The 11,462-nt window shown below is 60.7% G+C and carries 13 protein-coding genes; 4 read left to right on the plus strand and 9 right to left on the minus strand.

The annotated features are described in order from the left end of the window. Positions 1-141: 141 nt before the first annotated feature. Genes ACA055_RS17410 through ACA055_RS17420 form a run of 3 tightly spaced genes read right to left on the minus strand, consistent with a single transcriptional unit; the run spans position 142 to position 2,699 of the window. Entirely contained in the window at positions 142-1,143 is a 1,002-nt protein-coding gene (locus tag ACA055_RS17410) for an ABC transporter substrate-binding protein (RefSeq protein ID WP_497679777.1), read from the minus strand. 41 nt (positions 1,144-1,184) lie between these two features. Beyond that, the gene (locus ACA055_RS17415; protein ID WP_497679778.1) at positions 1,185-2,024 is read right to left on the minus strand and encodes a pyrroline-5-carboxylate reductase family protein; all 840 of its coding nucleotides are present in this window, start codon (positions 2,022-2,024) and stop codon (positions 1,185-1,187) included. A 15-nt stretch (positions 2,025-2,039) separates the two neighbouring features. Beyond that, positions 2,040-2,699, minus strand: coding sequence for a TetR/AcrR family transcriptional regulator (locus ACA055_RS17420; RefSeq protein WP_497679779.1), 660 nt, complete (start codon positions 2,697-2,699; stop codon positions 2,040-2,042). 135 nt (positions 2,700-2,834) lie between these two features. On the opposite strand from ACA055_RS17420, the gene ACA055_RS17425 reads away from it, so the two are divergent. From ACA055_RS17425 to ACA055_RS17440, 4 genes are all read left to right on the plus strand, one after another. After that, complete coding sequence (locus ACA055_RS17425) at positions 2,835-4,871, plus strand: oxidoreductase (RefSeq protein ID WP_497679780.1); 2,037 nt, start codon at positions 2,835-2,837, stop codon at positions 4,869-4,871. A gap of 28 nt (positions 4,872-4,899) precedes the next feature. Beyond that, positions 4,900-5,277 (plus strand): cupin domain-containing protein, encoded by a 378-nt coding sequence (locus ACA055_RS17430; RefSeq protein ID WP_497679781.1) that lies wholly within the window; start codon positions 4,900-4,902, stop codon positions 5,275-5,277. A gap of 80 nt (positions 5,278-5,357) precedes the next feature. After that, positions 5,358-5,810, plus strand: a complete 453-nt coding sequence (locus ACA055_RS17435; RefSeq protein ID WP_497679782.1) for a thiol-disulfide oxidoreductase DCC family protein — start codon at positions 5,358-5,360, stop codon at positions 5,808-5,810. Then, on the plus strand, positions 5,807-6,175 hold the full coding sequence (locus ACA055_RS17440) for a DoxX-like family protein (RefSeq protein ID WP_497679783.1): 369 nt from the start codon (positions 5,807-5,809) through the stop codon (positions 6,173-6,175). Before ACA055_RS17435 ends, ACA055_RS17440 begins: the two co-directional genes overlap by 4 nt. Positions 6,176-6,284: 109 nt before the next feature. On the opposite strand, the gene ACA055_RS17445 is transcribed toward ACA055_RS17440, so the two are convergent. From ACA055_RS17445 to ACA055_RS17470, 6 genes are read right to left on the minus strand one after another with little or no spacing between them, the layout of a single operon-like run. Further along, positions 6,285-6,635 (minus strand): RidA family protein, encoded by a 351-nt coding sequence (locus ACA055_RS17445; RefSeq protein WP_497684441.1) that lies wholly within the window; start codon positions 6,633-6,635, stop codon positions 6,285-6,287. A gap of 12 nt (positions 6,636-6,647) precedes the next feature. Continuing rightward, a complete protein-coding gene (locus tag ACA055_RS17450) occupies positions 6,648-7,826 on the minus strand; it encodes an NAD(P)/FAD-dependent oxidoreductase (protein ID WP_497679784.1) in 1,179 nt (392 codons plus the stop codon). After that, positions 7,819-9,195: an FAD/NAD(P)-dependent oxidoreductase gene (locus ACA055_RS17455; protein ID WP_497679785.1), complete on the minus strand. Its 1,377-nt coding sequence runs from the start codon at positions 9,193-9,195 to the stop codon at positions 7,819-7,821. The genes ACA055_RS17450 and ACA055_RS17455 overlap by 8 nt, the downstream gene beginning before the upstream one ends. Continuing rightward, positions 9,192-9,545 (minus strand): (2Fe-2S)-binding protein, encoded by a 354-nt coding sequence (locus ACA055_RS17460; protein ID WP_497679786.1) that lies wholly within the window; start codon positions 9,543-9,545, stop codon positions 9,192-9,194. The genes ACA055_RS17455 and ACA055_RS17460 overlap by 4 nt, the downstream gene beginning before the upstream one ends. Further along, entirely contained in the window at positions 9,535-10,668 is a 1,134-nt protein-coding gene (locus ACA055_RS17465; protein WP_497679787.1) for an NAD(P)/FAD-dependent oxidoreductase, read from the minus strand. Before ACA055_RS17465 ends, ACA055_RS17460 begins: the two co-directional genes overlap by 11 nt. Then, on the minus strand, positions 10,665-11,462 hold the full coding sequence (locus ACA055_RS17470) for an ABC transporter permease (protein WP_497679788.1): 798 nt from the start codon (positions 11,460-11,462) through the stop codon (positions 10,665-10,667). Before ACA055_RS17470 ends, ACA055_RS17465 begins: the two co-directional genes overlap by 4 nt.

Genomic DNA, 11,462 nt, shown 5'->3' on the forward strand with positions numbered 1-11,462 from the left:
TGAGTAACCACTCCATGACATTCCCCTTTCGTAGAAGACCGTAAGAACACTGGCAGGTCATTTCAATACATGGGTGTTTTTATTGTTGTCTGCGCGAGGGTCAATGCAGCCTGTCGCAACAAACTGCATTGACCCTCGGGATTACAGCGCTGCCTTGATCTTGCCGCTTGCTTCAGGCGTGACCCACTGACTCCAGAGCGCTTCGTTGTTTTTCAGGAAGTACTTGGCGCCTTCCTCACCGGTGGCCTGGTTATCGGTCATCCAGGCGATCAATTTGTTTACCGTTTCGTTGGACCAGGCGCGCTTGTTCAGGTACGCCATGACGTTCGGCGAACGAGCGGCGAAGGACTTGGTAGTCAGCGTAAAGACGCGATCGATCGGCCAGCCATTGGGTTTTGGATCAGGACAGTCGGCGACGGTATTGCAACGCTTCCACTCCACCGGATCGACCGCATGGCCATTGTCCAGCTTCACCATCGGGTACTTGCCCAGCAAGGCAGTGGGTGCCCAATAAAACCCCAGCCACGGAGCCTTGCGCTCGTAGGCTTTGGCAATGGAGCCATCCAGCGCAGCCGCCGAACCGGTGTCCACCAGCACGAAACCGGCCTTCTCGAAGCCGTAGGCCTTGTAAAACTGGGCGGTGACCACGGTGCCGCCCCACCCTTGCGGACCGTTGTAGATCGCGCCTTTTTTCCGATCGTCAGGGGCCGGGAACAGTTCAGGGTGCTTCTTCACATCATCGAAACTCTTGATGTCCGGATGGGCGTCGGCAATGTATTTCGGAATCCACCAGCCTTGCGAACCACCGTCGGTTAACGAGCTCGCCGCCTGAATCAGATTGCCGCTTTGAATGCCCGTCCTGGCGACCTCCGGAACCAGGTCGATCCAGCCTTCCGGGGCGATATCGGGACGGCCCTTTTCGACCATGGAGGTGATGGTCGGAACGGTATCCCCGGTGACCAGATCGGCGTTGCAACCGTAGCCCGCATTGAGGATCAGCTTGTCGACGTTGGCCATCACTTCAGCCGATTGCCAATTCATGTTGGCGATCGTCACATCACCACACTCAGCCGCTGCTGCCCAACCGCTGAAGGCGACGATGCCCAGTGCAAGTCCCGTCTTCGAGAACGACTTTACATTCATAAACGCTACCCTCGATTGCGGCCAGAGTTAAGAAGGGTCAACTACCGCGTCATTGGACCTTCTTTCGTGTCAGCAGAATGGGCAAATAGACTCGCGGAACAGGCGACTGAAGTCGCTGCATCCAGACCTGCTTTTATTGTTTTATCGAAGCCACTGGCGATCATCGCTTCGAGGCCCGCAGCCGTAACGCCGCGGTAACTGATGAGTGCCTGCAAGAGTTCGTCGACGGAGTGGCCATTGCCGATCAGTTGGCTGGCCTCCACCACCACGGCGTTGACAGCGCGCAGAGCAATGGCGGGAGGCAAGCCATTGTTCAAGGCATGTTCAAGCATGCTGCGAGCCAGTAACGCTGGGTACGCAGGTCCGGTTCCCACCAGTGCCGTGAGGTAATTCAACTGGCTTTCGCTGAAGACTTCATCGGCGCTGCCGAACGTTTCGAACAGCCGCTGAGCGAAGGCTTTCTGCTGGTCGGTGACCTGCTGCGAAGCCAACCAGGGTGTATAGGACTTGCCGATTTCTGCGGCGGCATTGGCCATCGCGCGAATGACCTGCCGACTGCCGGTTCGCCGCGCCACCTCTTCTAGCGGCACGCCGGCCATCAACGAAATCACCAGCCGGTTTTCAGCGACGATCTCCACGTCGGCAAACTGCTCGGGGCGCACTGACACGATGACCACTTCACAACGCTCGACCAGTGCCTGGTTGTCGCGCGTCACCGTCACCTGCGACCACTTTTCACTGGGTAGCGGGTTGCTCGCGCTACGGTTCGAAAGCACCAACGCGCGGGGCTGGATAAACGCCTTTTCGAGCATTGCCTGGGCTATCGAGCGGCCAAGCCATCCCGATCCACCGATAATGCCTATCGTGGGTGCTTCGAACATTTGAACCTGCCTTCGTCAGTCAGGGGTAGACGAGGAAACCTCATCCATCACATACCCATGGCGGGAGTAGAAGCGTTTCAATTCGCGCTCCAGAGGTTCCTCACCGGTGAAAATCTTCACGTACTCGGGAATTCGCCGCATCCGCTCCCCGACGTCCTCACGGGTGTTGGTGCTGATGTAGCCGATCTGCGTCAGGTAAATCGTGCGAGCACGCACATCGGCGGCGTCGAATGCATAGTCGAAGCGCACGAACATCCGGATAAGGGCTTCGCGCCTGGCAATGTCGGCCACCCGGATATGTTCGGCCACTTCGGCGGACTGCAAGGCCCAGCTGCGCATGGCAAATTCGAACTGTGAGTCGAACAGATCCGGGTTCAGCCAACAGTCGAAAACGTTGAGCATCGCCTCGGCAATGCTCTCGGCATAGCACTCGGTCTGGGCGATCAGATTGCCAGTGTTCTTCACCCGCCAACGCTCGATCAAGGCGGCGAGCAGCTCTTCGCGATCCTTGAAAAACCAGTAGAAACTGGTTCGCGACAGCCCCAGTTTCTTGGCCAGCGGCATCACCCGCACCGTGTCGACACCGCACTCGGTCAGGCTTTCATACGCTGCGTCGAGCCACCCTTCCAGGGACCCTCTCCAGCCGGTTTCTACTGCTTTGGTTTGTTCGTTCATGGCTCGATCCTAGTCGCTCACCCGATGCCGCGCAAGCAAAATGTACACCTGTGTCCAGCTTGTTGACACAGGTGTACATTTCACCCTAACGTAATTTCAACTTAGGTCCTCGCCCTCTTCCGGAGAGTCTTGACGATGCTGAATGATCCGCTCCTCCAGCCCTATCAGTTGAAGCACTTGACTCTTCGAAACCGCATCATGACCACCGCGCATGAACCGGCCTATCCGGTAGACGGCATGCCCAAGGACCTCTATCGCGCCTACCACGTGGAACGGGCGAAGGCCGGCGTGGCGTTGACCATGACTGCAGGGTCCGCTGCGGTTTCCCGGGACAGCCCGCCGGTGTTCAACAACATCCTCGCCTACAAGGATGAGGTGGTCGGCTGGATGCGAGACCTGACCGACGCCTGCCACGAACACGGTGCTGCGGTCATGATCCAGTTGACCCACCTGGGCCGGCGCACGCGCTGGGACAAGGGCGACTGGTTGCCCGTGGTATCACCGTCATTCGAGCGCGAGGCGTCCCATCGTTCCTTCCCGAAGAAGATGGAAGACTGGGATGTGGAACGCATCATCAAGGACTACGCCGACGCTGCCGAGCGAATGAAGGCGGCGGGCCTGGACGGCATCGAACTGCAAGCTTACGGGCATCTGATGGATCAGTTCTGGTCGCCGCTGACCAACGACCTCGACGCCCCCTATGGCGGCTCCATCGACAACCGGCTGCGCTTTACCTTCGACATCCTCAGCGCCATTCGCCAGCGCGTCGGCCATGAGTTCATCGTCGGCGTGCGCTATACCGGCGACGAGCAACTGCCTGGTGGGCTGACCCCGGCCGATGGCCTGGACATCTCCAGGCGCTTGAAAGACAGCGGCATGGTGGACTTCCTCAACGTAGTGCGCGGCCATATCGACACCGACGCCGGCCTGACCGACCTGATTCCGATCCAGGGCATGCGCAACTCACCGCACCTGGATTTCGCCGGCGAGATTCGCGCCGCCACCGACTTCCCCACCTTTCATGCGGCAAAGATCCCGGATGTGGCCACCGCCCGTTATGCCATTGCCTCGGGCAAGATCGACATGGTCGGCATGACTCGTGCGCACATGACCGATCCGCATATCGTGCGCAAGATCATCGAAGGGCGTGAAGAAGATATTCGTCCCTGCGTCGGTGCCAACTATTGCCTGGACCGGATCTATCAGGGCGGCGCGGCCTATTGCATTCACAACCCGGCCACCGGGCGTGAAACCAGCATGCCCCATGACATTCCCAAGGCTGCGAGCAAGCGCAAGATCGTGATTGTCGGTGCCGGTGTCGCCGGGCTGGAAGCGGCGCGAGTGGCTGCCGAGCGCGGCCATGAGGTGGTGGTGTTCGAAGCCGCCAACCAGGCCGGCGGTCAGGTTCGGCTCACCGCGCAATCGGAGCGTCGACGGGAAATGATCAGCATCGTCGAGTGGCGCATGGCCCAGTGCCTGGCTCGGGGCGTGACCTTTCGGTTCAATACCTGGGCCGAGTCCAGCACCGTCCACGACGAAAACCCCGACGTGGTGATCATCGCCACCGGCGGCCTGCCCCACACCGAGATTCTCTCGACAGGGAACGAGTGGGTGGTCTCGGCCTGGGACATTATTTCCGGGGATGTGAAACCCGGGCGCAATGTTTTGCTGTTCGACGACGCGGGTGATCACGCAGGCCTGCAAGCTGCCGAGTTCATCGCCAAGAGTGGCGCAAAAATCGAAATCATGACGCCGGACAGGACCTTCGCACCGGAAGTCATGGCGATGAACCTGGTGCCTTACATGCGCTCGCTGCAAGCGCTGGATACCACCTTCACCGTGACCTTCCGGCTGCTTGCCGTCGAGCGCGAGGGTCAGGACCTGCTGGCGACCATCGACAGTGACTACGGCAGTGCGCGCAAGGTTCGACGGGTCGATCAAGTGGTGGTCAACCACGGCACCCGTCCGCTGGACGAACTGTATTTCGAGTTGAAACCCGCCTCCAGCAATGGCGGCGTGGTCGAGCACCAGGACTTGATCGTCGGTCATCCGCAACACGTGGTGACCAACCCTGACGGCAGGTTCCAGTTATTTCGCATCGGTGATGCAGTGGCAGCGCGTAACACCCACGCCGCGATCTACGATGCCTTGAGACTGGTCAAGGACTTGTAAACGAACCCGTTATCCAAGGGAAGAACACATGCCAAACAACGAAACGCCGTCCTGGAGAATTGCTGGGAAAAACGGCATTCAGGGACCGGTCGAAGGCTCTCTCTATCACTCGTCGTCGGCTGATGACTGGCTGCCGACGAAGGCCGAGGGCTTCTGGATCAAACCGCTGTTCGAGGACGCCGAGCGCGGTGAAAAGACGCTATTGATGAAAGTCGACCCTGGCGCCCATGTCGCCAGCCATACCCATGCAGGAGAGCTTGAGCAGCTGTTTGTCCTGCAAGGCTCGTTCTTCGATCAGGATCGAACACTGAACGTCGGCGACTACTGTTGCCGTGCCCCGGATGCCGCGCACAGCGCGGGCTCGGTGCAAGGGGCGATCCTGATGGTGATCTATACCCGGCGTTGAGCAGGCGTCGTGATCGGTAGTGCCCGCCTTACAAAGGCGGGTATGATCCGGGCTTACCAAGCCCCCGTGGACCCACGTCTATGCCAGCGTCGCAAATCCGGCCTTCACCAGCGCCATTACTCAAGCAAGGCGAGACCGTGGTCTTGTTCGACGGCGTGTGCAAGCTGTGCAATGGCTGGGCACGGTTTCTGATCCGCCACGACCGCCACCAGCGCGTGCGGCTGGCGACAGTTCAATCGCCCGAGGGGCAGGCACTGCTGGCGTGGGCAAATCTGCCCTTGCATCAATTCGATACCATGGCCGTGATCCGCGACCAGCACTACTGGGTGCGTTCGGATGCACTCTTTGAAGTCATCGCCCAGTTGCCCGGTGCTTGGCGTCCATTGAACCTTTTGCGCGCCTTCCCACGCAGGCTGCGCGATTGGGCATATGACCGCATTGCGCTCAATCGATATCGGCTCTTCGGAAAATACGACACGTGCCTGCTGCCCCATCCCGATCATGAACGCCGATTTTTGAAAGCGCCAAAGTGAGTACCTTGGTACGCATCAACTGGATCGCCCGAGGCGGCCTGGCGTTCATGTTTGGCTATCATGGCCTGGTCCCCAAGCTGCTATGGCTGAGTCCAGGCGAGCGGACAATGATCCAGGCGCATGGTATCCATCAGGTGGAGTTGTTTGCCTATATGGCCGGCGCCGCGGAGATTGTCCTGGCCTTATGGTTGTTGCTCGCGCCGCGCAGTTCCTGGCCGCTGATCGTCGCTTCGACGGCGCTGGTCGGCCTGCTGCTGGATGTCGCGATTGTCAATCCAGCAATGCTCAGGGATGCCTTCAATCCGGTCTCACTCAATATGGCCGGACTCGCCCTGTGTGCGGTGGCCTGGAATACCAGGGTTTGATCGAACGGAATGCTGGTAGCACTTTTGATGCTGAACGCTGCGCAAATGTCGCCACTTTCAAACAGGGAGTCGACCGGTGCTCCCGGTCTACTCCATAAACGGCTCGCTATCAGCCCGCTGCGACGACGGTGATTTCCACCAGCAGGTCCGGCGCGGCCAGACGCGATTCAACGGTCGCCCGCGCAGGCGCATGACCTTCTGGCGCCCAGGCGTCCCAAACTTCGTTCATGCCCGCAAAATTGGCCTGGATGTCCGACAGCCAAACCTGCGCGGTGAGGATACGGGTCTTGTCCAGACCGGCTTGGGCCAGGAAGTTATCGATCTTCTCCAGCACTTGAGCGGTTTGGCCCTTGATGTCCAACGTCCGGTCTGTAGCGGTCTGGCCGCCGAGAAAGGTAAAACCATTGCATTGAACGACGCGGCTCATGCGTTGATTGGTTTCGAAACGCTTGATTTCCAGCATGTGAACTCCTCAATGTTGCGGGGTAGATGTAGCGGGTTGAAGGGATGAAGGCGGCAAAACGGCCGCCACCTGGAATCGATCGATGGCGAACGCCTCCAGGCAAATGTCGGAGTGTTCGCCCAGTATGAGTTGGGCCAGACGCTTGCCGGTGCCGGGGCCCATCTGAAATCCGCTGCCGCAGAAGCCGAATGAATAGCTCAGGTTACTGGCTTTGCGACTGGCACCGATCACCGGCAGATCATCGGCAGTGAAGGCTTCAACGCCGGCCCAGACGCGGTTCACGGCCAAGTGTTTCAAGTGTGGGAACAGGTCCGTGACCGTGCGCGCACTGGCGGCCAGTCGCTCCATTTCCACCTCGCCGTGGCGTGATTGAAAATCCAGCGACCCTATCAGCTTGCCACCGATCACGAGCGTTCCATTGGCAAATTGTTTGAACGACAGTGCCCTGCCCGTAGCGCCCAACACCGGAGTACAGAACGGCGCCACTCGATGGGTGACCATCAGCATCAGGCCTTCCGGATGCACTGGTACTGGCTCGCCAATCTGCGCTGCCAGTTCTGCGGCCCAGGCACCCGCGGTCACGACCAGATGTTCGGCACTGAAGCTGCCTGCCGGGGTCGTCACACGCCACAGGCTACCTGTCTGCTCGATACGCTGCGCAGGTGTGTTTTCGTGAATGCGAACCCCGAGCTTTTCAGCGGCCAGGCGAAACGCGGTAACCGTCTTGAACGGCTGCGTATAGCCGTCATTCTTGACCCAGATGCCGCCCACCACATGCCGTGCCAGGGCTGGCACACGTTCGAAGACCTGTTGCTGATCGATCAACTCTTCATGGGTGAAACCCATGGCCTGAAGCTGCCGGACCCGTTGTCGGCATTCCTCCAGTTCGGCCATGTTCTCGGCGAGTTTGAGCTGGCCGCTGGGTACAAAACCGCCATCGTCGCCCAAGGTGTTTTTGAGCTCATGCCATAGATTACTCGATGACAGCGCCAACGGAATTTCCGCCGTATGACGGCCCAGGGTGCGCACACCACCGGCATTGACCCCGGAGGCATGACGGCCGCAGTAATCCGCTTCCAGCAGCGTCACCTTCACGCCCGCTTGCGCGAGATGCAGCGCAGTGCTCAAGCCATGGATACCACCACCGATCACCAGCACGTCAACCTGGCGCGCGTTCGACTCAATCACCGGCCAGCTCTCCCAACGTGATCGGCTTGATGGGTGGCCGGATGCGGTAATAACCCACCTCGGCCGGCGAAACGCCCCGGGCCTTGGCAATAACTTCGGTCACGGTCAGACCGCACATACGCCCCTGACACGGCCCCATGCCACAACGACCGAATGATTTGGCCTGATTCGGGCCCGCACAGCCCAGGGCGACGAAGCCTCGCAACTCGCCCGCCGTCACTTCTTCGCAGCGGCAGACCATCACCTCATCGGCGGGAATACGGTTGGCTTCTTTTGGCTGATAAAGCGCGTCAAGAAACGGCCGGATTCGCAGGTTGGCTTCAAGTAGCGAGCGCAACGGTTCAGCCTTTTGATCACGGGCAGCCGCGTTGATCTTCTTCAGCTGCGTGGCGATCCCCAGTGCCGCCAGTTGCCCCTGCACTGCCGCGGCCTGCGCACCACCGATACCGGCGCCATCGCCGGCAACGTAGACGCCCGGCACATCGAGCTCGCCCCACGGATCGGTGACTGGACGGAAACACAGCTGATCGAGGTCCCATTCATGGCGGGCCCGCAACGACTGACTGAACTGGATATTCGGCACCACACCTTGATGCAGCAGGACGCAGCGGGTGGCGATGCGCTGGGCTTTGCCGGACGCGGTAAAGGACAATGCCTGCGCCGCCTCCTGGCCTTCAACCACCAGTTGCTCGGCACCGCTGTAATGGGCGATCCCGGCACTGCGCAGACTGCGCATCAGCTCAAGCCCCTTGCGCAGGTACGGCCAGGCACGCAGTGCGGCAAACAGGTGACGACGGGCACGCCAGTAGTCCTCGGGTCGCGTGGTGTCGACCAAAGCCTTGATCTCGACACCCGCCCGCAGATACTGCCAGCCCAGCAAATACAACAGCGGTCCGCAGCCGGCCAGGACCACCGGTTCACTTGGCGCCAGGCCTGAGCTTTTCAGCAGAATCTGCGCGGCACCTGCGCTCATCACGCCGGGCAAGGTCCAACCGGCAATCGGAAACGGTCTCTCCATGGCGCCGGTCGCCAGCAACACGGCCTTGGCGTCCAGCGTCTGCAGACGACCATCGCGCAAGTAGCTGACCTGGTGATCCCGGGTCACCTGCCACACCGATGCACCTTTCTCATAGCGCACGCTCGATGATGCCAGGGCCTGAGCCAGTTGATTACCGTGGGCATAATCCGGTCCCAGCAGATCCCGGCGGGACAGCGGTGCCAGGGTGATGCCACGGTAAATCTGTCCACCCGGACTGCCCTGCTCGTCCAGCAACACCACCTGCAAGCCAAGCCCGGCCATCTCGATCGCCGCAGACATGCCCGCCGCGCCCGCACCAATCACCACCACATCGACGGTTTCATGGTTCATGACTGCACCTCCACGGCCTGGACATTCATCGGTTGATAGATCAGATCACGGGCCCCCTCTTGCGAACGAATGCGCATGCCGTCAGCCACTTCGATCAGACAGCTCTGGCGATTAGGCACGCCATCGATGTCCACGAGGCACTCGAAGCACACGCCCATCATGCAGTACGGCGCCCGTGGCGATTCGCTGACGGGCGTAGCGCGAAACCGGGTGATGCCCGACATCAGCAACGCGGCGGCGACGCTCATGCCCGCCGGCACGATCAGGGGTTGGTCGTTGAAGCTCAGGCTCACGGTCCGCGTCGCCCTGACTTCACTCATGACCGGTTGAAACAGCGGATCAGTGCGCATGTGAAAACACCGTGTCAGTTAGAAAACGCTCACCACTGAACACCTGCACTTCCTCAGGCTTCGCGCCGCCTATGATCCACGGCGCGATGCGCAGTGCGTGGGCGGCAGCCAGGGTCACGCCGCTGTGGCAGGTGATCACGAATGCACCGGGGTGGGCGCTGGATTGTTGGTAGATGGGCAATCCGTCCGGGCTCATCACCCGCAACGCGCCCCAGGCCCTGACCAGTCGCACGTCGCGCAGCAACGGAAAGGTCGAAACACCGCGTTTGGCGATCGCGGCCAAGACCTCGGTGGACGTACCGTCGTCAAAGCCCACCTCCTCCATGGAATCGCCGAGCTGCACCGTGCCTTCATCGGTCTGTCGGACGTTGAGGGTCGGGTAATCCAGAAAGGGCCGCAGCCGCTCGCTGATCAACACCTGTCCGCGATTGGGCGCCACCGGTGCATACAGACCCACCTGCCGCGCCAGCGCCGGATTACCCAACCCGGCGGCCAGCACGATCCGTGGTGCAACAAAGCAACCCTGCCGGGTGGTGACGCGAAACTCACCGGGCGCGCAATCAATACGATCGACTTGCGAGCCACTGTGCAATCGCACGCCCTTGGTCTGCGCCGCGGCATGCAGCGCCCGGAGCAGTTTCAGTGGATTGACGTGGCCGTCCTGTGGCGTGTAGCTGGCACCGACCACGGCAGGTCCGATCAACGGCAGTCGCGCTTTCAGATCGGCGGCGTCGAGCATCTGGAACGGGTAGTTGCCCAGCGCATCCTGCAAGGTCTGCAATCGCGACTGGCGCTCCAGCAGCTCTTCGTCGCTGAAGCACATATGAAAACCACCCGGTTGCCTGAGCTGCACGTCGACTCCGCTGTCGGCCATAAGGGCTTGCGCCAACGCCGGCCAACGCGTGGCGGAGGAACGGGTCCAGCGCGAATAATCCGGCAGGTCATGGCCCTTGCCCTGGACCCAGACCAGACCGAAATTGCCCCGCGAAGCACGAAACGCATCGTCGCCCTGATCGAGGACCCGGGTGTCGACGCCGTTACGCGCCAGCCCATAGGCCACCGCCATGCCCACCAACCCGCCGCCGATCACGATCACATCCGATTGCGCGATGTCCTGGCTCATTTGCCTTCTCCGATCAGTACCCGGTCAAGCCCGACCAACCGATCCAGCACCAGCATCAACAGCACGGTGCCGACGATCAGCACCGTCGAGACGGCCGTGATCAACGGATCGATGGTCTGGGAAATCTGGTTGTACATGGCCACCGGCAAGGTGGTGGTGCCTGGGGTCGCGACGAACACGGTCATGGTCAGTTCGTCGAAGCTCTGGATGAACGCCAGCATCCAGCCGCCAATCACACCCGTGCGGATACGCGGCAGCACCACCCGATAAAAAGCGGTCCAGCGCCGCGCACCGAGCGACAAGGCTGCCTGTTCGATGTCGCGCTCCAGGCCAATGGTCGAGGCCAGCGTCAGTCGCAACGCATAAGGCAACACCACGATCACGTGAGTAATGCTCAGCGCCCAGAACGATCCGCCGATCTGCGCCACGGAGAAAAACCGCAGAAACGCGATCCCCAGCACCACGGACGGAATCATCAGCGGCGACAACAGAAAGCCGGTGAGCGCGCTGCGTCCCGGAAACTCGTAGCGACTGATCGCCAGCGCCGCCGGAATCGCCAGCAGCGTCGCGAGGGTGGCCGAGACCAGCCCCAGCTTGAGCGACAGGTAAAACGCGTCGAGCATTTCCTGATTGTCCAGCAGCGCCCGGAACCAGCGTAACGACAGGCCGTCAGTGGGCAGCGACAGATAACCCTTGTCGGTGAATGACATCACCATCACCACCACCAACGGCGCGACAATGAAAGTGACGAATGACAGGTGAAACAGCAGCGAGAAAAATCCGTTCTTGTGCAT

The sequence above is a fragment of the Pseudomonas sp. LBUM1657 genome, assembly GCF_059716075.1.